Annotated in this window: 19 protein-coding genes and 4 pseudogenes; 12 read left to right on the plus strand and 11 right to left on the minus strand. The window is 48.3% G+C overall.

Translation table 11 applies throughout. The features are described 5' to 3' along the window. Positions 1-127: 127 nt before the first annotated feature. From BN102_RS04575 to BN102_RS04595, 5 genes are all read right to left on the minus strand, one after another. Complete coding sequence (locus BN102_RS04575) at positions 128-715, minus strand: LutC/YkgG family protein (RefSeq protein ID WP_021311661.1); 588 nt, start codon at positions 713-715, stop codon at positions 128-130. Next, on the minus strand, positions 712-2,070 hold the full coding sequence (locus tag BN102_RS04580) for a lactate utilization protein B (RefSeq protein ID WP_019207912.1): 1,359 nt from the start codon (positions 2,068-2,070) through the stop codon (positions 712-714). Before BN102_RS04580 ends, BN102_RS04575 begins: the two co-directional genes overlap by 4 nt. Next, positions 2,067-2,807: a (Fe-S)-binding protein gene (locus BN102_RS04585; protein ID WP_019207913.1), complete on the minus strand. Its 741-nt coding sequence runs from the start codon at positions 2,805-2,807 to the stop codon at positions 2,067-2,069. Before BN102_RS04585 ends, BN102_RS04580 begins: the two co-directional genes overlap by 4 nt. Before the next feature lie 342 nt (positions 2,808-3,149). After that, complete coding sequence (locus tag BN102_RS04590; RefSeq protein ID WP_019207914.1) at positions 3,150-3,749, minus strand: response regulator transcription factor; 600 nt, start codon at positions 3,747-3,749, stop codon at positions 3,150-3,152. Next, positions 3,746-4,438: a hemerythrin domain-containing protein gene (locus tag BN102_RS04595; RefSeq protein WP_019207915.1), complete on the minus strand. Its 693-nt coding sequence runs from the start codon at positions 4,436-4,438 to the stop codon at positions 3,746-3,748. The genes BN102_RS04590 and BN102_RS04595 overlap by 4 nt, the downstream gene beginning before the upstream one ends. A gap of 306 nt (positions 4,439-4,744) precedes the next feature. Between BN102_RS04595 and BN102_RS11140 the strand changes: the two genes are divergently transcribed. Next, on the plus strand, positions 4,745-5,149 hold the full coding sequence (locus tag BN102_RS11140) for a hypothetical protein (RefSeq protein ID WP_021311625.1): 405 nt from the start codon (positions 4,745-4,747) through the stop codon (positions 5,147-5,149). Here the strand turns inward: BN102_RS11140 and BN102_RS10850 are convergent. From BN102_RS10850 to BN102_RS11145, 3 genes and pseudogenes are all read right to left on the minus strand, one after another. Next, complete coding sequence (locus BN102_RS10850; RefSeq protein ID WP_156810936.1) at positions 5,138-5,350, minus strand: hypothetical protein; 213 nt, start codon at positions 5,348-5,350, stop codon at positions 5,138-5,140. The genes BN102_RS11140 and BN102_RS10850 overlap by 12 nt on opposite strands. Then, entirely contained in the window at positions 5,347-5,682 is a 336-nt protein-coding gene (locus BN102_RS04605) for an MmcQ/YjbR family DNA-binding protein (protein ID WP_019207918.1), read from the minus strand. Before BN102_RS04605 ends, BN102_RS10850 begins: the two co-directional genes overlap by 4 nt. A 426-nt stretch (positions 5,683-6,108) precedes the next feature. Next, positions 6,109-6,312, minus strand: a pseudogene (locus BN102_RS11145) (transposase); the annotation flags it as partial. A gap of 406 nt (positions 6,313-6,718) precedes the next feature. On the opposite strand from BN102_RS11145, the pseudogene BN102_RS04615 reads away from it, so the two are divergent. Continuing rightward, positions 6,719-8,214: pseudogene (locus BN102_RS04615) on the plus strand (TonB-dependent receptor domain-containing protein); the annotation flags it as partial. 16 nt (positions 8,215-8,230) lie between these two features. Next, a pseudogene (locus tag BN102_RS04620) lies at positions 8,231-9,884 on the plus strand (SusD/RagB family nutrient-binding outer membrane lipoprotein). Positions 9,885-10,146: 262 nt separating this feature from the next. On the opposite strand, the gene BN102_RS04625 reads toward BN102_RS04620, so the two are convergent. After that, the gene (locus BN102_RS04625; protein ID WP_019207921.1) at positions 10,147-11,664 is read right to left on the minus strand and encodes a DUF4301 family protein; all 1,518 of its coding nucleotides are present in this window, start codon (positions 11,662-11,664) and stop codon (positions 10,147-10,149) included. Positions 11,665-11,810: 146 nt separating this feature from the next. On the opposite strand from BN102_RS04625, the gene BN102_RS04630 reads away from it, so the two are divergent. Continuing rightward, positions 11,811-14,021, plus strand: a complete 2,211-nt coding sequence (locus tag BN102_RS04630) for a RelA/SpoT family protein (protein ID WP_021311635.1) — start codon at positions 11,811-11,813, stop codon at positions 14,019-14,021. A 103-nt stretch (positions 14,022-14,124) separates the two neighbouring features. Beyond that, positions 14,125-14,529, plus strand: a complete 405-nt coding sequence (locus BN102_RS04635) for a DUF1573 domain-containing protein (protein ID WP_021311667.1) — start codon at positions 14,125-14,127, stop codon at positions 14,527-14,529. Positions 14,530-15,057: 528 nt separating this feature from the next. Here BN102_RS04635 and BN102_RS04645 read toward each other — a convergent pair. Together BN102_RS04645 and BN102_RS04650 are read right to left on the minus strand one after the other, a co-directional pair. Beyond that, positions 15,058-15,600 carry a methylated-DNA--[protein]-cysteine S-methyltransferase gene (locus tag BN102_RS04645; RefSeq protein ID WP_019207925.1) on the minus strand — a complete coding sequence of 181 codons (543 nt, stop codon included), beginning with the start codon at positions 15,598-15,600 and terminating at the stop codon, positions 15,058-15,060. Positions 15,601-15,609: 9 nt separating this feature from the next. Further along, positions 15,610-17,253, minus strand: coding sequence for an AMP-binding protein (locus BN102_RS04650; RefSeq protein WP_036787307.1), 1,644 nt, complete (start codon positions 17,251-17,253; stop codon positions 15,610-15,612). A gap of 183 nt (positions 17,254-17,436) precedes the next feature. Here BN102_RS04650 and BN102_RS04655 point away from each other — a divergent pair, with 183 nt between their 5' ends. From BN102_RS04655 to BN102_RS04685, 7 genes and pseudogenes are all read left to right on the plus strand, one after another. Then, positions 17,437-19,428, plus strand: coding sequence for an OPT family oligopeptide transporter (locus BN102_RS04655; RefSeq protein WP_019207927.1), 1,992 nt, complete (start codon positions 17,437-17,439; stop codon positions 19,426-19,428). 102 nt (positions 19,429-19,530) lie between these two features. After that, positions 19,531-20,187 carry a 30S ribosomal protein S16 gene (locus BN102_RS04660; RefSeq protein ID WP_019207928.1) on the plus strand — a complete coding sequence of 219 codons (657 nt, stop codon included), beginning with the start codon at positions 19,531-19,533 and terminating at the stop codon, positions 20,185-20,187. Between the two features lie 66 nt (positions 20,188-20,253). Beyond that, positions 20,254-20,793 carry an RNA polymerase sigma-70 factor gene (locus tag BN102_RS04665; RefSeq protein ID WP_019207929.1) on the plus strand — a complete coding sequence of 180 codons (540 nt, stop codon included), beginning with the start codon at positions 20,254-20,256 and terminating at the stop codon, positions 20,791-20,793. 80 nt (positions 20,794-20,873) lie between these two features. Further along, positions 20,874-21,389, plus strand: a complete 516-nt coding sequence (locus tag BN102_RS04670) for a DUF4974 domain-containing protein (RefSeq protein ID WP_019207930.1) — start codon at positions 20,874-20,876, stop codon at positions 21,387-21,389. Next, a complete protein-coding gene (locus BN102_RS04675) occupies positions 21,376-24,099 on the plus strand; it encodes a TonB-dependent receptor (RefSeq protein WP_019207931.1) in 2,724 nt (907 codons plus the stop codon). Before BN102_RS04670 ends, BN102_RS04675 begins: the two co-directional genes overlap by 14 nt. A gap of 4 nt (positions 24,100-24,103) precedes the next feature. Further along, positions 24,104-25,198, plus strand: a complete 1,095-nt coding sequence (locus BN102_RS04680; RefSeq protein WP_019207932.1) for a DUF4249 domain-containing protein — start codon at positions 24,104-24,106, stop codon at positions 25,196-25,198. A 156-nt stretch (positions 25,199-25,354) separates the two neighbouring features. Next, a pseudogene (locus BN102_RS04685) lies at positions 25,355-25,981 on the plus strand (ABC transporter transmembrane domain-containing protein); the annotation flags it as partial. Positions 25,982-26,163 lie beyond the last annotated feature (182 nt).

Raw genomic sequence — 26,163 nt, forward strand, 5'->3', positions numbered from 1 at the left:
TATGCCTCTGAAATTTCAGTTTCGTGCCGATGAAATCGAGGGTCGTGCCCACGAAATTTTCAACGCACGGCTATGCGGCATCGGCCGAGATACGCATCGCCTGCACCCTCGACAGGAACGGGGTCTCTCAATACAGTATCACCGTTACTTCCTGAGGACCGTGAGCTCCGAAGACCAGTGCCTGTTCGATATCGGCAGTCTTCGAGGGTCCCGACATGAATACTCCGAAGCCGTGTTTGCCGGTATCGATCAGCGAGTATCCTTCGTGCATGTTGCTTACCAATTTGGTTTTATCCAACAGAATGATCAGGCGTTCCGAGATAAAATAGAGAGCGCGCTCTTTCAGGTCCTGCTCCAACCAAACGGCCGCATTCTCGGCTATGCCGACCTGTCCCTTCACGATCGCCAGCTCCGTCCCGTCTAGTTCCGCCGTGCTTTCCACCCGGTCCGGATCGAAGGTGGCGCATGTGACCTCCTTCAGGTTCGAGGCAATGCGTTTCAAGTCGGGATAAAGCTTGCGGATGGTCGTATTCAAGTCTTCTCCGTCCTGAAGCACGATCGTTTCACCACCGGTCGCACGCATCACTTCGGTGAACTTCCGTATCTTGTCCGGATAAGTGGTAGCCGACTTTTCCAATTCGCTCAAATCCGGCTTTTCATATTGCACATGAATCGCCCGTCGCACGTTCTGTAATATTTCTTCTCTGCTGCTCATGATTTTATTTCTCCTTTCTTCCACAAGGCGTTGAAACTGTCGGGGGCAAAGTCGGGGAAGTCTCTACCCTTTCCCCACTGCATGCCGAAGGCTTTCAGAACAGGCATCCCGTAGGGGGCGGCCGCCAATCCGGCATTAAACAGAGACGGGCGGTTTGTCAGGAAAGTCATACCGTCGCTCATCAATTCCTTCGTCGTATCGGAAACCCCGAACTTCTTCAGGTCCTGCCGCCAGGCATAGATTTGTTCCGCAAGATCCACCTTGGCCGGACAAACATTGGAACAGGAATAACACAGGGAGCAGGCCGAGACGTTATCGTAATAATGCAACGGAGCTTTCAGCATGCCCAAGTTAATCCCTATCGGGCCGGGAATGAAATAGGTGTATGAATAGCCTCCGCTCCGGCGATAGACGGGGCAGGTATTCATGCACGCTCCGCATCGCAGGCAGTTCAGCACTTTCCGGTGCTGCTCGTCGGCTAAAATTTTGCTTCTTCCGTTATCGACGATGACGATGTGGAGCTCTCCTCCTTCGCGAGGCCTTCGATAATGGGAGGTGTAAGAAGTGATCGGCTGACCGGTGGCGGAGCGCGCTAAGAGGCGGGTGAACACTCCCAGCGACGCTCTGTCGGGAACGATCTTTTCCATGCCGAAGGCGGCGATCTGCAACTTGGGTTGCGAGGTTCCCATGTCCGCATTGCCCTCGTTGGTGCAAACCACCACTTCGCCGGTATCGGCCACGGCGAAATTGGCTCCAGTCATGGCAGCCTCGGCGCGAATAAAATGTTGGCGCAGGTTCTTCCGCGCGGCGTGCGTCAGATAAGTGGGATCAAAGTTGCCGGGCTCCGTCCCCATTTCCTTTTCGAACAGTTTCCCCACCTCTTCCCGTTTGATATGAATCGCCGGCATAACGATGTGGGAAGGCTTCAGCTCCATCAGCTGTAGGATGCGTTCGCCCAAATCCGTTTCGATGACCTCAATGCCTTTCGATTGGAGGAAGGGATTCAATTCGCATTCTTCCGAAAGCATCGATTTGCTCTTCACGAAATGCTTCACGTGATGTTGGTTGAGGATGCCGTAAACGATATTCCGATATTCTTCCGCATCCTTAGCCCAATATACTTTTGCGCCGTTGTCACGAGCATGTCGTTCGAACGCCGTCAACAGTTCGTCCAAATGGCTGTTGCTGTACATCTTCAGGGCGAATGCGGCATCTCGGAGAGCTTCCCATTCGGGAATCTCCTTACTCAATCGATCCCTTTTGGCGCGACACAACCACAAGGTTTCGTCGTGCCAGGCCGCCTGTTTCCGATTTTTCAGGAACTGCGCAGCGCGTTTCGAATGTTTCGTACTCATAATCCCGCAGCTAATATTTCAACGATGTGAATGGTCTTGATAGGAAGCTTTTCAGCGGAGATGATCCCATGCTGACTCATCAGGCACGAACTGTCGGCTCCCGTAATATATTCGGCTCCGGTGTCGAGATGGCGGCGGACCTTGTCGCGCGTCATCTGCACGGATACGGCGCTTTCCTCCACGGAAAACATCCCTCCGAATCCGCAGCATTCGTCAGGGCGAATCGGTTCGACGACTTCTACTCCCTCCACCAACGAAAGCAGATTGCGCATTTTGTTATAATAAGGCACATTCTGTTCGCTGCACGAGGACAAATGCAGCAAGCGCACGCCATGGCAACTGTTCTGTAAAGATACCTTGTGCGGAAACCTCGCTTTCAATCGAGCCGGTTTGAGCACATCGTGAACGAATTCGCAGAGCTCGTAGATTTTATCTTCCGAGGCGCAACGGCACTCCGATCGGGCACGTAAGCGACCGTAATGGTCGCGCACGAATACGACGCAACTGGCGGAAGGCCCGACGATACAGTCGTAATCCTTAAACTTTTCATCGAAGCGATGCGCCAAACCGGCCGCTTCCCGTTCGAATCCCGCATTTCCCATCGGTTGTCCGCAACAGGTCTGATCGACAGGATATTCGACATCCACCCCCAAACTCTTCAGCAATTTATAGGAGGCGACTCCCACCTGCGGAAAGACAGCGTTGATATAACACGGTATAAATAATCCGACTTTCATAACAAAAATCATATAAATATTATCGTACGCTACTCAGGCAAACCGAACAGTACGCCCGCGCATCGTATACGGCAATCAGACAGACAAGTTGTTCGGCATTTCCCCGAATCTCCCAGCAAATATAAAAAAACGAACGAATAGTTGTCAGGAAATGGTGTTAAAAAAAGTACTCTCCTCGAATCACTTCGTTGAGAGTACTTCACTAATAACTAACTTTTGTGGTTTACGTAATATCTATATGACTAACTTACATTGCAAAGATAAGCGCCTCCGAGAGCGTGTGCAATACCGACTTATGGGTATTTTTCCGTTTGCCTCTATCCCTCCTTATAGGTATATTGCTCAGAGTTTTACTTCGCTTATATCTACCAATTTATTGACTATTGCATAGATCGTCAGGCCCGCGGCCGAATGTATCTGCAACTTCCGGGCGATATTTCTCCGGTGCGTAATGACCGTATGGATGGAAAGATAAAGCTGATCTGCCATTTCCTTGTTAGTCATTCCTTTTACAATGCAGCATATCACTTCCTTTTCCCGCTGGGTCAACGATTCCTGATCGGAGTCATCGGTATTCAGCGTCAGCAAATTTTCCAACTTCGTTTCTATCTCTTCCTCCGAATTGAAAAGCTCGATGTTCTCGTCGTAATTTTTCAACAGATTGCTGTCGGCCACAGCACATTGGAGAGAGATGATTTTCATTTCCGTTTCCGGATAATCGCTTTTGAAACGCTCTACGTTGAATAAGCCTTCGAAAAGCGGATCGATAATCAGTACATCGGGCTGATGCCCTTGCATGCAGGTATGAAGCCCGTCCAAGGAGGTAATCTCCAATGGATTGACTTCTAGCTTGGGCAATCGCTTCAATACGGAAATGACTCCGCTGCGAACAATGGCGGAAGTTTCGGCGACAGCCACATTAATGCTTTCCGACTTGTTCATCTCTCCTCCTTTTCTAATTGGCGGACTGCGGGGACGAACAAATAGTCTTCTATCTCACAGTGTGAAACTAAATCTTCTTCGCAGCAAAAGATATCAAAGAGAACAGAATTTAGCGGGTTATTATTTTCCTTGGACGGATAGTATTTAATAATGATATTCTTCAATTCTTTTAATTTCTGCTCAATCTGATCGTGTCGACGCGCATATTGAGTAATGTGAAATCCGCTCGGGTGTTCGCCGTTAAGTAATTTCTCCACATACTTGAAAACATATTTGTCTTCATAATCCATGTGCTTGTGAACCTCTTCCACGTAAGCATCGAAGAATTTCACAATCAACGCAGCGAGCTCATTCGTCGAGGAATCAATCGCCTCTATCAGCTTAGCACGGATATGAGGCAGCTGGAAATCCAAGAAATAATGATGGGCTTGCTTTAAATAATCCATCAGCGCTACCACCGAAAACCCCTCAAAGTTATCGACCATCCGGTTATTCTCTTCCGATATGAAATTAATAATCGCCAAAAAGGTGTTGCAATCTACTTTAGCCGAATCGCAAACCTCCCGTACGGTCTGATCGCCGAAGCCCAAGGGCAGTTGAAAACGACTCAATACTTGCAATAAATTGTATTTATCACAGATCAAATCGCTCATTTTATCGGTGGGTCTATATCTACCTTTGTTACACATCTTCTATTAAAAATAATTTGCCAGATACAAAATTAATGTTAGCTTCGGGAAGGCACAATCCCTATTTATAGGTATTTAGTTTTAAAGCGCCAACCTAAAGAGTCAACCAGCAAGTGCAATATTACGCATAATATTTGTAAAACTCGCTGGGGGAAGCGAAAAGTTTGATCATCTGCGAAAAAAGTCGTCGAATATTTTACGAATACAAATATTTTAACAAGAGTATGCGGTGAAAGTACAAAAATCTCACGAAATTTTCAGCAATTCGGAAAATGGAACTTGAAGAATCAAACAATAATGCGCATTATGAAAATAGAAAGGATTATCGAAAACAAGAAGCGTTTTCTTGACTTGTTGTTATTGACAGACGAACAGGAGGGTATGATTGACAAGTATTTACCGAATGGGGAATTGTTTGCCTTATATGACGATGATTTGAAAGGTATTTTACCGTTTATTCTTCTGTTCATGATAACAGTTGTTTTCAGCCCTCTATTTCAGTTTTCTGCCGTCGGCAAAGGCTTTTCCCACCGCTTCGCCCATGCGCACGTATCGGTTGTGAATAGGATCGAAGCAGATGAGGTTCATCCGCGTCATGTCGGGCTTACCGTCGTCGGCTTGTCACCGATGGAGAATACCAGCAGGTTGCGGTCGTATTCACTCGTTGCCTTGCTGAAAGGCAATGGTTGCGAAACGTTTCTATATGCATAGGATGTTGATGTTTGCTCGAGCTGCCTGGGCGATTTGCAACCGATGAGTCAGCTTATAATTCTTTCCGTCTTTGTAGAAGTTGCCGCCTGTTTGCATAAAATGGAAGGCGATGCCGTTCTGCTCGTCGCGCATGAACACATAGCAATGCTTACATCCCTCGCTTTTGCGGTGGCAGCCGTGTATAAGGTTCCAGAGTATCATTTGCGTTTGCCGATGATGCGGAACGACTCCGCGACCAATCGTTTGACAAGTGTGGCTTCCGCCCGTGTAGCATCGATGCCTATCCAGTATTTCGCATTTCCATTATATGGACGGTCAATACAATCATGTTGTTCCAGCAGTTCGGGCACGTCTTCCTTGCGACACTTGACAGTGACGTGGCTCAGGTCGTTGATATCGAAATAACAGAAAATATGCCCGCCAATGTAGAAGGCCAGCACATCTCTGGCCGCCTTGAACTGCTGAAAGGGAAATTTCTCCACCACTTCCGGCGATAACGAAAGACAATAGTTACGCAATTCTTCAATGTTCATAAGGCTCTAAAATTTCAGACACCATGCAAACCCGCGGGCTGTACGGCCGACTCCGTCTTGGAAGTGATTGCCCACATTCCATTCCAATGCCGTATGAACTTCCCTGAGTTGAGCAACGAACATCTTATGATATTCGCGGACGTTGTCACCCATTTGTGCAATGGCCTTGTTCTTTACCAATTCTTCTTTGTCGCCCCAGCTCATATAGACTTGCTGCGCCCTTGTGGGATACCCCTGCACATACTGCAGCCAGTCTTTAATCCACACTGAGGGGGACGATGCCGCCACCCCCGTAAAGGCAGCATGAAGCCCAGAGGGGAAACAACCCTCCCAGCGAATAGCCGCCGAGAACACAAGGCAGATGCCCGAAATGCGCCCGCAGCGATGGAAGCAACTGTTGCTCCATGTATGCCAAGGTGTCGCGGGACTCTCGTCATACTTACACCGGGTGCATCTACGAGAATATGGGAGTCGTCCTTTGCAAAAGTGGGTATTTCCGCATTTCTTGCACGCAAAGCCGGAGCCTCCCCACCTTATGCTGGAGAGATATTCGCAGCAGGTATCCTTTGTAATAAAGTGCCGGTAAAACTTAAGTGAGTTCACACCTCTAAATTGATACCGTTCTAACATGTTACAAAGATAGCCGTTGTTTCGTATAACACATTAAATATTAACAGATATTCGTGCGCTCTAAGCGCCTAACCCCAATGCGGAATAAATATATTTAAACGCCTCGTAGTTAATAAACCATAAAAAGCTCGAAAACTTTTTTTGCTAACGAATATATGTCTACCTTTACTCCCACGACCAAATACAAATACATACAAACCAAGTCTCGAATTATTTCTTTTTGAATACAATAACTGTATTAAAATTCTATTTCATTTTAAAATTATTAACTTATGTGTAAACAATTAAGAATTGTAGGTGTTATGCTGTCTTTTATGAGGATGTTCATGTCCCCTACATGCGTATTTGCCGTTCAAACCAGTAACGTACGATCTACACAACAACTTGATGTTTGCAAAGGTACCGTACATGGAACGATACTTACACATTGACCGTAACGGCCGGAACCAGCTTTACGAAGACCAAGGGCAGAAGTACGGGTCTGATCGGTTGGGGCGATTCGAAGTATGAAGTAATAGACGGCAAGCCTACCGGAAATGTTTATTACCCCAATATCTTCATGCCGAGCAACTATTATCGCATGACCACTTCGCTCTCTCTGAAGGATAAGCGACTCAATTCGGTATTCGGAACGGCGCAGTGTTCGGTTATAAAGACGGTTTCTTTGTCGATGTAACCGCTCGTAACGACTGGTCTTCTGCACTGGCATTTACCGAAAGTATGTCATTTTTCTATCCCTCGGTAGGAGCCAGTATCTTGCTCGATAAGTTCATCGATCTTGGCAAAGACATCAATATGCTCAAGTTGCGTGCGTCTTATTCTATCGTAGGTAACGACGTGCCTGTGTTCATGAGTAATTTGAGATATACGCTGAAAGACGGCGGTGCGTTGACTCCACCGGACAAAGCTCCGTTCAGAACGTTGAAACCCGAGAAGACGCATTCGATCGAAGTGGGTATAGAAGGCGCATTCTTCGATAACCGGCTCGAAGCAAACGTAACTTATTATAAGACCAATACCAAGAACCAGTTCTTCGAAGTAGAATCGTCTTACGGAACCGGTCTCAGAAAACGTTATGTCAATGCAGGCGATGTAGAGAACCAGGGCGTTGAGTTCAGTGCTTCGTGGCATCAGGACTTCAACCGCAATTTCAGCTGGACAACCCGTTACAACTTTGCTTACAACACCAATAAGATCAAAGAACTGGTCGATGGTTTGAACGACTTGACGCTTGCAGACTACGGCGGTGCGAAAGTAATTTTGAAAAAAGGCGGCGAATACGGCGATCTTTACGTGCGTCAGCTTCAACGCGATGCTGATGGCAAGCCCGTTGTAGATAACAGCGCTCCGAAACTCAGCGGCGACGGAATCAACGATATGAAATACGTGGGCAACATGAATGCAAAGGTTAACATGGGTTGGAGCAATACATTCACCTATAAAAATTTTGCCCTTTCATTTTTGGTCGACGGTAAGTTCGGCGGAAAAGTGCTCTCTATGACAGAAGCAACGCTCGACGGTTGGGGCGTATCAGAACGCTCGGGTGCCGCACGTGATGCCGGAACCGTAACCGTAGATGGTTCTACTTTCGATGCAACGAAGTTCTACAGAGCTACCGGTGCAACGAATTTCAACTCGCAATATGCTAACGAAATGTATGTTTACGATGCAACGAATGTGCGTCTGCGCGAGCTTTCTCTCGGTTATACTTTCCGCAACCTGCTCGGCTACGGCAAGAACCTGACCGCTTCTTTAATCGGCCGCAACCTGTTGTTCTTCTACAAAGACGCACCGATGGATCCGGATGTCTCCGTAGGCACCAAGAACGGATGGCAGGGCGTAGACTTGTTCTCGCTGCCTTCTTCACGCAGCTTCGGTCTGAATTTAAAACTTAACTTCTAAAAAAATTGACGATTATATGAAACTCAATAAAATTTTAGTTGCAGCAACAGCGTCTGCCCTGCTGTTATCGGGAAGCATGATGTTTACAAGTTGTACGGACAATTTTGAGTCGCTCAATACCAACCGGCATGAGGTAGATCCCAGCAGTATGCCGTTTGCGGCTCAATTTATCGAACCCCTTACATACTGTTTATGCTCCTCACCAGAACATGTTTCAGTTCTGGACAAACCTGAGTATCGATCTCTTCGGCGGGTATTTTATGACGCCTCACAACTTCGGTGGTAACGGAAACGTCGATTATAAGCTCAACCGCGGTTTCTGCGGAGGTATGTACGAGAACTACTACCTGCATATATTCAATAATACAAGTCGTCTGATCAAAGTTTGCGATGAGCGAGGTATATCCGACTTTGCTGCCGTGTTGCGCGTTGTACAGGCTTATGCTACGGCCAACGCTACCGATGCTTACGGCCCGATTGCCTATAGCTCGGTTATCGAAAGCAACGGTTCCACTTTTGCTTACGACACGCAGGAAGAGATTTATAACCAAATTTTCAAACTCTTAGACAATGCTATTGCCGGATTTAAGAGTGGTACGTCTACGACTGAACAGTTACAGGCTTTCGACTATTGGTGCAATGGCGACAAGAACCTTTGGATCAAAGTAGCCAACCAGTTCAAGTTACGTTATGCCATGCGCATCGTAAAAGCTAACCCGACATTGGCTAAGCAGAAGGCGGAAGAAGCTGTGCATGGCGGTGTGTTGACAGCTGCCGATCGCGACATCCTAATCGATCACGGCATCAGCAACGAGCTGACACGTATGTTCGAATGGGGCGACTGTGGTATCAATGCCAACCTTGTAACCGTCATGGACGGCTTTAACGATCCGCGCATCGCACTTTATATTACCAAGAATACCGGCGAAGTAACCGCCAACGGTACCACCATTGCTCAGGGAACGCGCTATTTAGGCATACGCGGCGGTTGCGATCTGCCTAACAAGCCCAATACGTGGGGCAATTATTCGGGCATCGTGTGTGCCTACTCTACTCCGCTGCCGGTGATGAAGGTGGCCGAGGCCTACTTCTTGCGGGCCGAAGGCGCAGTACGTGGCTGGAATATGAATGGTGACGCTAAAGACCTGTACGAAGAAGGCATCAGAGTGTCGATCCAGAACGAGCTGAAGTACAAGAAAGCCTACAGCGGCGTCAACGCCATCTCGGATGCCGAAATCACGGCCTACATCAACGGTACGACCAAGCAGCTCGACTATGTAGACCCTGCCAACAGCGCCAACAACATTGCGGCGATGAACACCGTTTCGGTAAAATGGGATGCAAGCGCTACGAAAGAAGACATGTTGCAGCGCATCATCATACAGAAGTGGATCGCCAACTTCCCGCTGTCTACCGAAGCATGGGCCGACTATCGCCGAACGGGCTACCCGAAACTCTTCCCCAACCGTGTCAATAAGAGCGAAGGAACGATCGATACCGACGAGCAGATCAGACGTCTGATCTATTCGAACGTCGAGATCAACGCCAACAATGCAGAGCTGCAGAAAGGCATCGAGTTGTTGAACAGCGAGAATTCAAGTACCAAGTTCAAGGGCGATATCGGTGGAACACGCGTTTGGTGGGACAAACAAGGCGTAGCGAACTTCTAAGTCGCGCCTAATAGAATAAGAAACGACAATGGGGGCGTTCAGACTGCTGGTCTGTTCGCCCCCATTACTTTTGCATGCTCGTTCTGCCGGTATCGAAAGCAGGCAGAGGCGAGAGTGGGATAAGAAAAGAGGCTTCCCAGCGAGGTAAGTCTGCACAACCCTATGAGGAAATAGGAAATACACACTGTATTTCAGTCAGATACCCATTCCTCGCTTTTTCTTGCTTCCAACTCCCATACCTTCGGCATGAAAACAAACTTCTTCACTGATGTTGCGGTCTCAGCAAATCGTTGACGGTCTTTACCGGATTAAAGGTGCTCAGCGGGACTTCGACGAAAATCGTATTCCAATCGCTCATCGCTCCGTTCCATAGTCCGGGACGCTCTAAGGCCTTCAGTTCGCGGCCGTCTTTCGATTTCGATGAAATAAAGCCTGTCGTTTCGTCTACGTGCGCTAACAAATCGAATTTGTTCCCGTTATAATCCCGGACGGCACACACGAGGTCTACGGGATTAAAGTAGGTTCCTTGCTCGAACATCGCTTTCTTCTCGGGATCGTTCATATCGATCTGCGAGCTTTCCAAAATCTGCAAAGAAATCGTTCCGTCGGGATTATACACGAGGAAGGGACCGCCGCCGGGTTCGCCCGCATTCTTCACCATCCCGCACACCCGCAGGGGGCGATTCAGCTTTCTCTTCAGGTAGATAGCCAGTTCCGTATCTTCCAATTGGGTGATATCGGCGTTTCGGCAACAAAGGTCGTGTTGCAAGAAATGAGCCATCTCCTGCAACTGTACATGCTCGTACTTGCCGGTTTCAAGCGTTTTCAAGTAATCGAACGCTTTCTCTTGCATCGTCACGAGAACGCCGGCCAATAAGTTTTTATATTTGACCGTATCGTCTTTCAGCCTGTCGGGAACGACATTATCGATGTTTTTGATAAAGACGATATCGGCATCCAAGTCGTTTAAATTTTCAATCAACGCCCCATGACCGCCGGGACGGAACAACAGCTTACCGTCAACCCGAAACGGCTTATTGGCCAGATCTACTGCCACCGTATCCGTGCTCGGTTTTTGAACAGAGAAAGAGATCTGATAGGTAACATTCAATTTTTCCGAGTAAACAGGAACTTTTGCCTTTACCGTCTCCATGAATAACGGCTGATGTTCGGGCGACACGGTGAAATGCACGCGAACGGTCCTGTCCTTCCCTGCGGCATACAGGGCGCCTTCGACCATATGCTCTTCCAACGACGTGCGAGCGCCTTCCGCATAGCGATGGAATTTCAAAAGTCCCTTCGGTAATGCCCCGTAATTCAATCCCTTCGGCAGTAGCAGATTAGCTGCTATTGCTTTATCATTCTTTTCCCCGAGAAGTGCGTCGATGTCTTTCTCTTCGTTGCGCCGGCACGCCTCGTTCAAATCGTCGAAAAAAGCGAAACGACGGAGATGCGCGAAGAAATTCCGTTCGAAATCCGTTCTCGGTTCCCTGTAATCGGCATCCAAAAATGCGAATATATTCTTAAACATTCTGCTGGCAGCCCCCGAAGCCGGTACGAATTTCACGATCTTCTTATCGGTTTGTTTATAAGCATTCCACGCATCCAAATACGATTCGGTCTCTTTCGCCTCGGGAACGAGGATTCCTCTTTCTTTCGAAGCAGCCGCGAATAATTTCAAATAAGGAAAGCCATTCGCAAAATGAGACAATTGTTCTGTTATCTGCTTTTCCGTGATACCCTTTTTAGCCAGGATGAGCTTATCTTCTTTCGTCCACATAGATTAGATTGATTTTAGTTAAATATATCGCATGAAATGCTCGTCGTATTATCGATTTTTCAAAAATACGATTTTTTTTATTAGAAAGGGAAAAAAGGATTTGAGAAATAACTAACTTTACCAAAAGAAAATGAAAAATCAGGATGATGAGCGAGACGAAGTTTTTCACCGCAGCAGAACACCACCAATTGATCGGACTGTATAAACAGTTGTTACGACTGACGGCCGATACGCTTCAGAAAGACGATTGCCGCAAGTTGAAGGAACGATTGATCGATGCGGCCTCTCAAGGAGATTTGACTCGGGACGTGTTCGGCATGAATCCTGTGCTTCTCGATATGCAGACCGCCGTCATCATGGCCGATGAACTCGGCATGAAACGTGCTTCCATTTTGAGCATCATCCTGCATCGTTCTGCAGACAGCGATCCCCATGCACTCGACAGGATAAAGGCGGAATACGGGACGGACGTGGCTAAAATCATTCGCGGACTGATCCGTATCAATGATCTGTACGCCAAGAATCCGACCATCGAATCCGAGAATTTCCGTAACCTGCTGTTATCGTTTGCGGAAGATATGCGCGTCATCCTCATCATGATCGCCGACCGAGTTAATCTGATGCGTCAGATCAAAGATACCGATCAGGTAGAGGCTCGTACTCGGGTGGCTAATGAGGCATCTTATCTCTACGCTCCCATTGCGCACAAGCTCGGCTTATATCAGTTGAAATCGGAACTCGAAGACCTGTCGTTGAAATACACGGCCCAGGAGGTCTACTATTTCATCAAGGACAAGTTGAATGCCACGAAAGCTTCGCGCGATATTTATATCGCCGCTTTTATCGAACCTGTTCAGAAAAAATTAACACAGGAGGGACTGAAATTCCATATAAAAGGTCGAACCAAGTCTATTCATTCCATCTATCAGAAAATGAAAAAACAGAACTGTCCGTTCGAAGCGGTATACGACCTGTTTGCCATCCGCATTATCTTAGATGCTCCGTTAGCTAAAGAGAAGCAGGAATGCTGGCAGGTGTATTCGATTGTGACGGACATGTACAAGCCGAATCCGAACCGTTTGCGCGACTGGCTGTCCGTACCCAAGAGCAACGGCTACGAATCGCTTCATACCACCGTGATGGGGCCGGCGGGCAAATGGGTGGAAGTGCAGATCCGTACCGAACGGATGGATGATATTGCAGAGCGGGGACTGGCCGCCCATTGGCGTTACAAAGGCGTAAAGAGCGAAGGAGGGATGGACGAATGGATGAAGTCTGTTCGCGAAACGCTTGAAAGCGCGGATACGGACATGGAAGTCATGAATCAGTTCAAACTCGAGTTGTACGAAGATGAGGTTTTCGTATTCACGCCGAAAGGCGATTTATATAAATTGCCCAAGGGCGCGACCGTGCTCGACTTCGCCTTTTCGATTCACTCGCAGTTGGGATGCCATTGCATCGGCGCCAAAGTGAACGGACGAAACGCGCAGATCCGCCAACCACTCTCCAGCGGCGACCAAGTGGAGATCATGACGTCGAATACGCAATGGCCCAAACGCGACTGGCTGAACATGGTCGTCTCGTCGAAGGCGCGGACGAAGATTCGTCAAACCTTAAAGGAAATCCAGGCCCGCCAGGTGGAGTTTGCCAAAGAAACGATGGAACGTCGGTTCAAAAATCGCAAGATCGATTACGACGAAACCATCATGATGCGCTTGATCAAAAAAATGGGATACAAGACGGTTACCGAATTCTATCAGGATATTGCCGATGATAAACTCGACGCCAACGAAGTATGCGACCGATTTGTCGACATGCAGCGGGTAAAGGTCGAACAGAATGAAAATTATGCCGTCAAGAGCGCCGATACCTACAACATGGCTTCCGCCGAAGAAGAGAAAACAATCAAGGAAGACGTGCTCATCATCGATCAGGATCTGAAAGGCATAGACTTTCAACTGGCTAAATGCTGCACCCCCATTTACGGCGACGAAGTCTTCGGTTTCGTAACCGTCAACGGAGGGATCAAGATTCATCGAAAGGACTGCCCGAACGCCTCCGAATTGAAAACCCGTTTCCCGTACCGCATGGTGAAAGCGCGCTGGGCCGGCAAAAGCGCAGGCAGGAAATATCCGATTACCTTACGCATCGTCGGTCAGGACGATATCGGCATCGTGACCAACATCACCTCTATCATCAACAAGGAGGAAGAGGTTACGTTGCGCTCGATCAATATCGACTCGAACGACGGACTTTTTTCAGGTATGCTGACGATCATGGTAGACGACACGTCCAAACTCTTCGCTTTAATAAAGAAGATAAAGACGGTAAAAGGGGTGAAACAAGTGAGTCGATAGCCCCTGTCCGAGGGGGCCGATTAGTTAAATTCTTTTAACTTCCGAACAGATACGAAAAGTTTTCCTACCTTTGAACGCAAATTTATTGTAAGCCAAAAAGAAAATGAAAAAGATTTTACTATCGACTTTAATGCTATTGGTTTTCGTATTCACGGCTTACGCAGCTGTGAATGACGGTCAGGCAGAGATTACATTCGAAACCACTTCTCATAACTTCGGTTCTTTCCCGGAGAGCAGTCCGAAAGTAACGTGCACCTTTACTTTTAAAAATACGGGAGATGCTCCCTTAGTGATTCACCAGGCGATTGCTTCGTGCGGCTGTGCGGTTCCCGATTACCCTAAAACTCCTATCAAGCCGGGCGAGTCGGGGAAAATAACCGTCACCTATAACGGAGCAGGGAAATTTCCCGGACACTTCAAGAAATCGATCACCGTTCGCACCAATGCAAAACAAGAAATGACCCGTTTATACATCGAAGGCGACATGGAAGCCAAAGCAAACCAATAAAGCGAAACGCTATACCGGTAAAAAGAAAAGCTGTCACTCGTAAAAAAAGGAGACAGCTTCTTTTTTTAATCCTTTCGTTCGCTTATCCGTCCGTTGACGTCCCCCAACGTGTCCGGATACGTCCCCTAACGTGTCCGGATACGTTCCGAACCTCGCCAGATACGTCCCCCAACGTGTCCGGATACGTCCCGGACCTCGCCAGATACGTCCCCCAACGTGTCCGGATACGTCCCGAACCTCGCCAGATACGTCCTCTAACGTGTCCGGATACGTCCCGAACCCCGTCGGCGAGGTTGTTTATCCCTCCGGACAGGTTGTACAACCTGTCCGGATACGTCCGGAACGTCAAATTCGAGGTTGTACAACGTATCCGACGAGGTTCGGAACGTCAAATTCGAGGTTGTACAACGTATCCGACGGGATCCGGGACGTCAAATTTTAGGTTGCCCAACGTATCCGACGGGATTCGGAACGTCGACGACGGGATAAACGACCGCGTCGGTTCCATTTCGAACGTCACCGCTTACGTTAAGGAATGCGCCATCGTTTAGGTTGAAGGACGTAATCGTCCGCGTCGAACTCGACCTTTTCCATAGCGAGCAATCGCTTCTTCTTCTCGATGCCCGAGGCATAACCGGTCAGGCTGCCGTCGCTCCCTATCACACGGTGACAGGGCACCATGATGCTGACGGGATTGCGCCCGACGGCTCCGCCTACGGCCTGGGCCGCCATCCTGTCGATGTCTCGCCGACGGGCGATCTCCTTCGCGATATCGTGGTACGTAACCAGTTGCCCGTAAGGAATCTGTCGCAATATTTCCCAAACGGCAAGCTGAAAGGAGGAACCGTGAAGACGGATCGCCGGCACGAAAGGCGGTTCTTCACCGCTGAAATAGAGGTCTAACCACCGCTTCGCCTGTTCGAAGAGGGGTAAAGGCTTTTCTTCGTAGGCTGCTGCCGCCGGGTCGGTAGAATACTTCCGGCCGTCGAACCACAGACCGGTTATCGCTTCGCCGTCGCTCGAAACGATGATGCCTCCGAGAGGCGATGGGTAATGACAAGTGTACTGCATATATCGATTTTATACATAAAGGAATCGTTTGATAGAGCGTTTGGGAGTCTTTTCAAATTCTTCTGGGAATAGCAGGAATGCGCTGATCTGACTGTAGCGAGGCAGCATCTCATTCAGTTCTTCCCTATTCTTTTCCATCACCGACTCGAGTTGGGAGTCCGTCAATCCGTGCACCATCACTTCGTTGTAATCGGGATGCACCAATCCGACCAACTTTTCTTCGCGTTGCACGACGATGCTTTCGGCCACGAAGGGGAAGCTGTTCAACAGGTCTTCTATTTCTTCGGGATAGATATTCTGTCCGTTTGCTCCCAACAGCATGTTCTTGCACCGTCCCTTCATGAAGATATTGTCCCGCTCGTCCATCACGGCCATATCGCCGGTATGGAACCAGCCCTCCGCATCGAAAACCTCTGCATTGCCGTTCTTATCCTTATAATATCCCAAAGTTACGTTGTCGCCCCGCACCAGCACTTCGCCCGGCACATGCAGCCTGTCGTTCGATGAGATTTTCACTTCCATCCGATCGACAGGCCTTCCGCATGAACTTTTGACGAAAGTGGCCGCCGAAGCGTAACTGATCAAGGGGCCGCATTCCGTCATTCCGTATCCGATGGTAAAAGGAAAATCGATTTTCTGGAGAAACGTCTCGACATCGGGATTCAATGCGGCCCCGCCGATTACCAATTCGATGAAATTTCCTCCGAAGAGATCGTACAATTCCTTTCGTATCCGCCCGAGGATCAGCGTCCTTATACCGGGTATGCGAAGCAGGAATTTCATCTTCGGTTCTTCGAGCTTGGGCAAGATGTTTTTCTTTACGATTTTTTCGACAATCAGCGGCACGATGATAATCAGCGTAGGGTTGACCTGCCGATAGGCCTGGAAAATAATCTTCGAACTCGGTAAACGCGTCAGAAAATAGACATGACAACCCTTGGTAAATTCGAACAGAAAAGAGAATAACAGACCGAACGCGTGGGCCAAGGGCAACATGCAGACATGACGATCGCCGGGTTTTATCTCCATATTATCCTGCGCGAACTTCAGGTTCGACCACAGACTTCGATAGGGAATCATCACTCCTTTAGAAAAGCTGGTCGTACCCGAGGTATAACTGATATAGGCCAATTCGTCCGGTTGATCTCTCTGGTAAGAAACGGCGGCGGGACTGAAGTGCTCATACTTCTCTGCCAATAAACGGTCTAATCGGGACAGAACGGGAGGCAAGGCACCGGTGCGGTCGATCAACAGCGAGAAATCGCGGATCAGAAAGATGGCTTTCAGGTTCGGCATGGAACTTTCATCCAAATTTTCCCATACGTTGTCGCCGACGAAGAGCAACGAAGCATCCGAATGATTCACGATGTGATGGATATTGTCGGCTTTGAAGTCGTGAAGTATCGGCACGCAGACCGCTTTATAAGTCAGTACCGCCAGAAAGATAACTCCCCAATTCGAGCTGTTTCGCCCGCAGAGCGCAATCTTGTCTCCCTTCTTCACATCGGCCTTTTCGAATAAAATGTGCAGTTGCGCGATGCCTTTTGCAATATCTTTGTATTTCAATGTCGATCCCTGATAATCGCTCAATGCATCCAGATTCCAATACTCTTTAACGCTTTGCTCCACGTACGAAAGAAAACTTTTATCCATATCCGTTATCATAATTCGATGTAATGATAATCATTTTTTTCCATATTCTCTCTCTGTCGCTCAAGAAAGCTTCGTTTCGATGCTATTTTTGGGGATTTTTGACTGAAATGATGCAAATACAGTCATTTTTTCACTACTTTTGAATGCCTAAAAAAATACGAAAAAATAAAATAGCAGTCAAAGATGAAAGAGGACAAAGAAAAACAGGTCGGGTTACCTGAGAACGCATTCCGGCCGCTCAAGCCCGGCGAAGCATACGAACCTTTGCTGAAAGCCGACCGCCAATACCCCGAAGTAACGACGTGGTCTGTTACCTGGGGAGTGCTCATGGCAATTCTTTTCTCGGCAGCCACGGCTTATCTCGGCTTGAAAGTCGGGCAGGTTTTCGAAGCGGCAATCCCCATTACGATTATTGCCCTCGGCCTGTCGAGCGCTACAAAGCGGAAGAACGCTTTGGGCGAGAACGTGATTATCCAATCGATCGGAGCCTGTTCGGGCGTCATTGTGGCGGGAGCCATCTTTACGCTGCCTGCCCTGTATATCCTCAAGGCCAAGTATCCGGAGCTGACGGTCAGCTTCGTGGAAATGTTTGTCAGTTCGCTGTTGGGAGGAATAATAGGCATCCTTTTCCTGATACCCTTCCGTAGATATTTCGTGAAGGATAAGCACGGCGAATACCCCTTTCCGGAAGCTACTGCCGGCACGCAGGTTTTGGTGTCGGGCGAAAAGAGCGACAGTCAGGCCAAGCCTTTGCTCATAGCAGGGCTGATCGGCGGTCTTTACGATTTTATCGTGGCTGCGTTGGGCTGGTGGAACGAAAACTTCACCACTCGCATCTGTGATTGGGGCGTAGCACTTGCCGACAAGGCCAAAATCGTATTGAAGATCAATACGGGAGCTGCCGTTCTCGGTTTGGGATATATCATCGGATTGAAATATGCGACGATTATCTGTGCCGGCTCCCTATTAGTATGGGTAATACTGATTCCGGGAATGAACCTACTCTTCGGAGATCAGGTATTGAACATGTGGAATCCGTCCGTTACCGTGCCTATCGGAGAAATGACGCCGGAACAGCTCTTCGCGGAATACGCCAAGAGCATCGGTATCGGGGGGATTGCCATGGCCGGGATCGTCGGCATCGTAAAATCATGGAACATTATCAGGGGGGCTGTCGGATTGGCAGTCAAAGAGATGGGCGGAAAGAAGAAGAAAAGCCTTCCCCTGCGAACGGAACGCGATCTTTCCATGAAGATGATCGCTTTCGGCATCATCTTTACGTTGCTTCTCGTCGTATTGTTCTTCTATCTGGATGTCATGCACGGAAACATAGTCCACACGGCGGTAGCAATACTGGTGGTGGCCGGGATCTCGTTCCTGTTTACGACCGTTGCGGCGAACGCCATCGCTATCGTAGGCACCAATCCCGTTTCGGGAATGACATTGATGACGCTGATCTTGGCCTCGGTCATCATGGTTGCCGTCGGATTGAGGGGAACATCAGGCATGATGGCTGCCTTGATTATGGGAGGGGTCGTTTGTACGGCCCTTTCGATGGCGGGAGGATTCATCACCGATTTGAAAATCGGCTATTGGATCGGTACCACGCCAGCCAAACAGGAATCGTGGAAGTTTTTAGGAACGCTGGTTTCGGCAGCTACCGTAGGCGGAGTGATCATGATTCTCGACAAGACTTACGGTTTTTCGTCCGAAACATTGGTAGCCCCTCAAGCGAATGCCATGGCCGCCGTCATCGACCCGTTGATGAACGGCGTCGGCGCCCCCTGGTTATTATACGGAATCGGCGCCGCATTGGCCGTCATACTGACCCTCTGCAAAGTGCCGGCCCTCGCCTTCGCTTTGGGAATGTTCATCCCTTTGAATCTGAATCTGCCCTTATTGGTCGGCGGAGCTGTCCAGTGGTACGTCTCGACCCGCAGTAAAGATCAGCATGCGAATAAAACGCGCAACGAAAAAGGCATATTGCTCGCAAGCGGATTTATTGCGGGCGGCGCCTTGCTCGGCGTAGCCAGTGCGGGGTTGAAATTCGCCGGCATCGACATGTTCAATCTCGCATGGCACGACAACCCCTGGAGCGAAGTTCTCTCTTTGACTGCCTACCTCCTATTAATCGGTTGGTTGGTAAGGAGCAGCATGAAAATTAAAAATAAATGATAAACATTTGCAATTTAAAAGAAAAGAAGTAATTTTGCACCCGCTAATACGAGTTATTGGCACAAATTCAAATCATTTATTAGTTAAATTTATTATTTTAAAATGGCAACAAGAATCAGATTACAAAGAAGAGGACGCAAAGGTTATGCGTTTTATTCTATTGTTATTGCAGACGCAAGAGCTCCGCGTGACGGACGGTTTATTGAGAAAATCGGAACCTATAATCCCAATACCAATCCTGCCGCAGTAGATTTGAATTTCGAACGCGCCCTTCATTGGGTATTGGTGGGTGCGCAGCCTACAGACACTGTCCGCAATCTTCTTTCAAGAGAAGGAGTCTATATGAAGAAACATTTGCTGGGCGGCGTGGCTAAAGGCGCTTTCAATGAAGCGGAGGCCGAAACCAAATTCGAGGCTTGGAAAAACGACAAACAAAACGGGCTGAAAGCGTTAAAGGATAAAATAGATGCGGATAAGAAAGCCGCTGCAAAGGTTCGTTTAGAAGCGGAAAAGAAAGTGAACGAAGAAATCGCTGCCAAAGTAGCCGAAAAGAAAGCAGCCGAAGCCGCTACCAAAGCAGCAGAAGAAGCCGCTACCAAAGCAGCAGAAGAAGCCGCTACCAAAGTAGCAGAAGCAGAAGAAGCCAAAGCAGAAGAAGCCAAAGTTGCAGAGGAAGCCCAAGCCACTGAAGAAACGACAGCTACCCTTCCTACCGAAGAGGCTGCGCCGGTGGAGGAGGCTCCTAAAACCGAAGCTTAATACAAACGTTGACAAGAGAATAAGACTCCTCCGATTCTTTTGCGGGGGAGCCTTTTGTTTATAATCATGTCGGAAAAAGATATCAGGCGCTGTTTAAGAGAATTGGAAAGCGATTCGGAAGAAGCTTTCCGACATTTTTATAATCTTACCTACGACCGCCTGTATCGCATCGCTTTCTACTATGTAAAAAAAGAAGAGCTGGCACAGGAAGTCGTGATCGAGGTCTTCATGAACCTGTGGAACAAACGGAAAAGCCTGATCGAGATAGATAAGTTAGAAAACTATCTCTTTACGATGACTAAAAATGCGGCGTTGGATACGTTGGGAAAAGAAAATCGGTGGGATACCGTATCGGCCGACGAAGTCGTGTTACAGGAAGCAGGTTCGGATTGCTCGCCCGAAGAAACGCTGGTCTGCGAGGAGCTCTTCGCCCGTTATGTCAAAGCACTCGAGCAATTGCCCGAGCGATGCCGACAGGTATTTATCGCTCTTCGAGAAGAAGGGAAAAGCTATGCGCAGGTAGCGGTGGAAATGGGTATCAGCGAAAAAACGGTGGATGCCCAGCTGCAAAAAGCACTGAAACTGTTGAAACAGATGCTTCTTTGAATACTTGTTTTCAAAAAACACAAGAAACCGGATAGGGACTTTTAAAATACGACCTGTCTATGTAATAAACGACAACGAAAATGGAAGAGCAATTCGATAAGATTCTCGACAAATTGGTTCATTCTACCCGTTCGCCGAAAGGAAGATATACGAAGGAACGGACGTGGATGCTGTTGGAAACCCGACGAAAGGCTAATCTGCGCGTACGAAGATTAAGTCTGATCCGAAACGTCGCCGCGGCGGCGATATGCTGTTTTTGCATCCTCGGTTGGGCGGCCTATTATAACGGCATCGTCGTTCCGCGCAACCCAAAGGCTGTGAAGGAAAAAACGACGGTTCCCTCCCGTGAACGGAAAACGATGCGTTTTGATCAGGCACCCTTGCACGAGATCGTGGATAACCTGAACGAAACCTTTCATGTGAACATCCATATTGCCGACGAAGCTTTGAAGAACTACCACGTGACAGCCACTTTCGGTGACGATGAATCGTTGGAGAATATGCTATACCTGTTGCAGCGGGCCGTAAATTTCAGCTATTCTCGCGAAAACGACCTCATTCTTATTAAATCGACAGAGCACCATGAAACAGATTAACAGTTCTTCCTTTTCGAAAACCACCTTATTTATCGCATTGCTTGCCGTCGCTTCGTCTCTGTGGGCCCAACAAAAGCAAAAGACGATCATCACCTTAAATTTACGCAATGCTTCGCTGAACGAATTTGTCAAGCAAGTGGAGAAAATTTCGGAATTTACCTTTGTCTACGGACAGGATGTAAAATTGTCGCATCCGATTTCGTTGAAAGTCGAGAATAGCTCCATGGAAGATCTCCTCGCCAATGCGTTCGTCGACCAGCCCGTGGCCTATGAGATAAAGCCTCCACATATCGTTTTGATTCATAAGCAAGCCACCTCCTTCCCCAAACAAAACAAACGGAAGTGCACGATCAGCGGCTATGTGACGGACATCGCTTCGGGCGAAACGCTGATCGGAGCCAATGTTCTCGAAAGTATGAACCGGACAGGGGCCGCAACCAACCCTTTCGGCTTTTATACCTTGACGGTCCCCGAAGGAGAGGTAGCGATGAGTTATTCCTACTTGGGGTACGCCACCATCCGCATGCGGTTTGTCCTCCGCAAGGACACCGTGCTGAACGTCAAACTGAAAAGCGACAATCAACTGCAGGAGGTGATCGTTACCTCCGATCGGAAAGAAGCCGGAATTCTTTCGACCAATGCAGGCGCCATCGAGATTCCGATGACACAAATCCAGCACACGCCCACCATCCTCGGAGAAGCGGACATATTAAAGACCATCCAGCTCATGCCGGGTGTGCAAGCCGGTACGGAAGGCTTTTCCGGACTTTATGTGCGCGGAGGGAATGCCGATCAGAACCTGGTCATGCTCGACGGCATCCCGATTTATAATGCCGACCATCTGCTCGGCATATTCTCTATCTTTCAACCCGAAGCCGTCAAGAACGTCACCTTGTTCAAAGGAGCTTTTCCCGCCCGATACGGAGGACGCATTTCCAGTATCGTCGACGTTCGTACCAACGACGGGAATATGAAAAGATCGGAAGGCTCTTTGAGCATCGGTTCACTCACCAGCAAGCTGCACCTCGAAGGCCCGATCGCGAAAGACAAAACGTCTTATTCTTTCAGCGCCCGAGGAGTTCACACGCTCCTGTTCATGCCTTTTGTCAAATCTTTACGAAAGGATAACAATTATTACTTTGCGGATATCAATGCGAAAGTAAATCACAGATTCAACGACCGAAGCCGAATGTTTCTCAACGTGTACTGGGGAGAAGACCGTTACAAATGGAGAGAAAATTCCGACCTGAAATATTCGGGCCCTGGCGAAACCACTACCTCGCAATACGTCTCGAGAGACAAGCAACGCTTGAATTGGGGAAACTTCATTGCAGCCGGACGGTGGAATTACGTCTTCAGCAATAAACTGTTCAGCAATGCAACCCTCGCGCTCAACAAGTATCGCATGAAAATGTTCGGCAGCAGTAGGGAAATAGACCGAATCGACAACGAAGAACAAACGTTCTCCTACCAATCCGATTATCGATCGGGCATAGAGGATTGGAGCGCACGGATGGATTTCGACTATACGCCCGTACCTCATCATCTGATCAAGTTCGGCGGCGAAGGGATTTATCACACCTTTCGCCCGGAAACATTGAATTCGAAAATAAAAGAAAGTCACAATGAGACCATCCTTACCGATACCATTTACAAGAGTGCGGGCAACAGCACCCTGTACGGCAAAGAGATTTCGGTCTATGCCGAGGATAACTTCAATATCGGAAAGCGGATAAGCATCGACGCCGGCGTTCATTTCAATTTGTTCGACACGCAAGGCAGAAGTTATTATTCGGCTCAACCTCGCATCTCCGCCAAGTATCGGTTGGGAGATCGTTGGATAACGAAGGCCGCTTTTTCTCAAATGACTCAATACGTTCATTTGCTCTCCTCTACGCAGATTGCTTTGCCTACCGACTTGTGGGTTCCCATCACGAAACATATTCAGCCGATGACGGCCGACCAATATTCGGCCGGACTGTATTACGACGGCGTCAAAGGGTGGGAATTTTCGATAGAAGGCTATTATAAGAAGTTGAACAACGTGCTCGAATACCAAGACGGCGTAAGCGTGATGGGAAACAGCGCCCACTGGGAGAATAAGGTCGAGATGGGCGAAGGCCGTTCGTTCGGCCTCGAATTGCTCATCCAGAAGACCATAGGAAACACGACCGGATGGCTGGCTTACACTTTGTCCAAAAGCGATCGCCGGTTTAAAAACGGAAACATCAATAACGGCGAACGCTTCCCCTACAAATACGATCGGCGGCATTATCTGAATATCGTCGTCAATCATCAATTTAACAGGAAGTGGGATGCGGCCGCCTCCTGGATATTCAATACCGGAGGTTATATCACCGTGCCCGAACGAAGAACCGTGACGCTGACACCCGACGGGCAGGTTTCGCACGAAGCCTATATCTCCCGTCGGAACAATTATCGCTTGCCCTGCAGCCACCGTCTGAATTTGAGCGTGAACCTGCACCGTTTCTCCAAGAAAGGGGCGGAAAGTATATGGAATTTCAGCATCTACAACGTGTACAATGCCATGAATCCGAACTTGGTTTATGCGGAAACGAAAACGGACGGCTCTCCGTTCCATCCCGACGAGGATGCGGAAGGATTAGCCTATCAGAGGATCCAAACGAAAATAAAGAAACTGACGATCTTGCCCTTCATCCCGTCGATCAGTTATACACTAAAATTCTAACGATATGAAACGAACGATAGATTTATGCCTCTGTCTCCTGTTCCTATACGGTTGCGAAAACGAATTAGAGTTCAGGCCGAAAGACAGCCATCCCCAATTAGTGATGAATGCGCTCCTGCAGACGGAAGATACCGTTCATACGGTTTATTTCAGCATCAGCGACGTCGACCATATACAGCAAGCCAAAAATGCTGAAGTATCCTGCTATATAAACGATGTCCTGGCGGCGAAGTCCGACTCTTCGCAGGTGGATCCGTCGAAGAAGCTGCATGTTTACTGTACTTTCCCTGCCGTCTTTCACCCGGGGGACAAGATTCGCCTCGAAGGAAAAGCCAACGGCGGCGCCTTGCATGCCACCGCCGAAGTCATCGCCCCCGAAGTTCCCTCCGATATCGTCGGTGTCGATACCCTTAACGTGAGGCGGAACGATAATGGGAAGCTGAGAAACTGCATGCAATTCAAAATCCATATCAAAGACAGGGCTCACGAAGAAAATCACTACCGGTTGAGCATGCACATCGACTTCGTCCGTTACCTGCATGCCGAGGCCGACCGGATTCACCCCACCTTAGACCGGCAAATTCAGCGCAGCTATCCGGTCGTTGTCGATTCCAAAGAAGATCCAATCCTCTCGGACGGGCAAGTATTGGTGAACGATAATGATGATATTTGGGGAACGTACGTGGAAAATATCTATACCATCTTCAACGACCGACAATTTAAAGATGGCGAAGCGACCCTGAAAGTGTTCGCCCGCTCGGATCATCTTTTGCCCAGCGCCTATCCCTGGAACGATAGCTCCAACGATGCTTTCTTTTACGAACCCGACAAACATGGCCGCAGAGCCTATATTTATTTCAATTCCGAACGGGTAACTCGAAAAATAAAAGTATCGTTGCGGTCGATGGACGATCAGTATTACCGATACTTGCGGGTCATGAACTATCTTCGCTACGATAACTACGAACCTGCCCTAATGGAACCGGTGATCATCCCCAACAACGTAAAAGAAGGTTTGGGATTCGTAGGAATCAGCACGGCCACCTATCGATATGTCGAATTGCCGGAAATAACATACGGCACGCTGTACGGTCAATAAGTCCCGCGCATGCGGAATGTCGGCGTCGGGAAGACCGTCGAAAAGCTTGAATCCGCTGTCGCTTATTTCCATAAGTATCTCTTGTTCCTCTTCAGGGACATTCCTCGAATAAAAAACGTACATCCCCACTCTTTTATCTCCTTGGCGGTAAGTCCCAATGGAGAGGAGAAAGGGGTCGCTATGTTTTTAAACACAACCCCTAAATTCTTCAATCACCGGATTGACAATGAGGAAAAGGAGGATCGGCAGTCGTTCAAGCTCCTTTTGAAGTATGGGAGGAAATACCGCCGTCATTTCGGGCAAATCATAGTGAGTTTGTTGCTTGGCAGTCTCCTGCAACTCGTACTTCCTTTTCTCACCCAATCCATTGTGGATGTGGGTATCAAGAATCAGGACATCGGTTTTGTTTGGCTCATTCTTCTCGGTCAACTGATGTTTACAGTGAGCCGAACGGCCATCGATTTTATCCGCCGCTGGCTGTTGCTTCACGTCTCGATGCGCATCAACATTTCGCTTGTGAGCGACTTCTTCATCAAGTTGCTCAAACTGCCCATGTCTTTTTTCGATGCCAAACTGATAGGCGATTTATTGCAATGAATGAATGACCATAGTCATATAAATACATTCCTTACGCAACGAATACTGACTATCACTTTTTCCCTATTTACGTTTGCAGTGTTCAGTATCGTCCTGTTTATCTATAATTGGTTAGTGTTTGCTATATTCATTTTAGGAAGCATCATCTATGGAGGCTGGATGATGTTGTTTCTTAGACGAAGAAAAGCGTTCTACAGCGAATCATAGGCAAAGCAGTTGGCTCTTTAGGCGGTTGATGACTGAAAAAGGCCGTAAAAAGACCTCAAAAGATTTGGCAGATTGAAAGGAATGGTCTACCTTTGCCGTCGCCCAAACGAAAGAAGCATCCTTAGCTCAGTTGGCAGAGCAACTGACTCTTAATCAGTGGG

The sequence above is a fragment of the Phocaeicola abscessus CCUG 55929 genome (assembly GCF_000312445.1).
Lineage (GTDB): Bacteria > Bacteroidota > Bacteroidia > Bacteroidales > Bacteroidaceae > Phocaeicola > Phocaeicola abscessus.

Coding starts and splice junctions, on each gene's coding strand:
- BN102_RS04575 (WP_021311661.1), bottom strand. CDS start 715: ATGAGCAGCAGAGAAGAAATATTACAGAACGTGCGACGGGCGATTCAT.
- BN102_RS04580 (WP_019207912.1), bottom strand. CDS start 2,070: ATGAGTACGAAACATTCGAAACGCGCTGCGCAGTTCCTGAAAAATCGG.
- BN102_RS04585 (WP_019207913.1), bottom strand. CDS start 2,807: ATGAAAGTCGGATTATTTATACCGTGTTATATCAACGCTGTCTTTCCG.
- BN102_RS04590 (WP_019207914.1), bottom strand. CDS start 3,749: ATGAACAAGTCGGAAAGCATTAATGTGGCTGTCGCCGAAACTTCCGCC.
- BN102_RS04595 (WP_019207915.1), bottom strand. CDS start 4,438: ATGTGTAACAAAGGTAGATATAGACCCACCGATAAAATGAGCGATTTG.
- BN102_RS11140 (WP_021311625.1), top strand. CDS start 4,745: ATGAAAATAGAAAGGATTATCGAAAACAAGAAGCGTTTTCTTGACTTG.
- BN102_RS10850 (WP_156810936.1), bottom strand. CDS start 5,350: ATGATACTCTGGAACCTTATACACGGCTGCCACCGCAAAAGCGAGGGA.
- BN102_RS04605 (WP_019207918.1), bottom strand. CDS start 5,682: ATGAACATTGAAGAATTGCGTAACTATTGTCTTTCGTTATCGCCGGAA.
- BN102_RS04625 (WP_019207921.1), bottom strand. CDS start 11,664: ATGTGGACGAAAGAAGATAAGCTCATCCTGGCTAAAAAGGGTATCACG.
- BN102_RS04630 (WP_021311635.1), top strand. CDS start 11,811: ATGAGCGAGACGAAGTTTTTCACCGCAGCAGAACACCACCAATTGATC.
- BN102_RS04635 (WP_021311667.1), top strand. CDS start 14,125: ATGAAAAAGATTTTACTATCGACTTTAATGCTATTGGTTTTCGTATTC.
- BN102_RS04645 (WP_019207925.1), bottom strand. CDS start 15,600: ATGCAGTACACTTGTCATTACCCATCGCCTCTCGGAGGCATCATCGTT.
- BN102_RS04650 (WP_036787307.1), bottom strand. CDS start 17,253: ATGGATAAAAGTTTTCTTTCGTACGTGGAGCAAAGCGTTAAAGAGTAT.
- BN102_RS04655 (WP_019207927.1), top strand. CDS start 17,437: ATGAAAGAGGACAAAGAAAAACAGGTCGGGTTACCTGAGAACGCATTC.
- BN102_RS04660 (WP_019207928.1), top strand. CDS start 19,531: ATGGCAACAAGAATCAGATTACAAAGAAGAGGACGCAAAGGTTATGCG.
- BN102_RS04665 (WP_019207929.1), top strand. CDS start 20,254: ATGTCGGAAAAAGATATCAGGCGCTGTTTAAGAGAATTGGAAAGCGAT.
- BN102_RS04670 (WP_019207930.1), top strand. CDS start 20,874: ATGGAAGAGCAATTCGATAAGATTCTCGACAAATTGGTTCATTCTACC.
- BN102_RS04675 (WP_019207931.1), top strand. CDS start 21,376: ATGAAACAGATTAACAGTTCTTCCTTTTCGAAAACCACCTTATTTATC.
- BN102_RS04680 (WP_019207932.1), top strand. CDS start 24,104: ATGAAACGAACGATAGATTTATGCCTCTGTCTCCTGTTCCTATACGGT.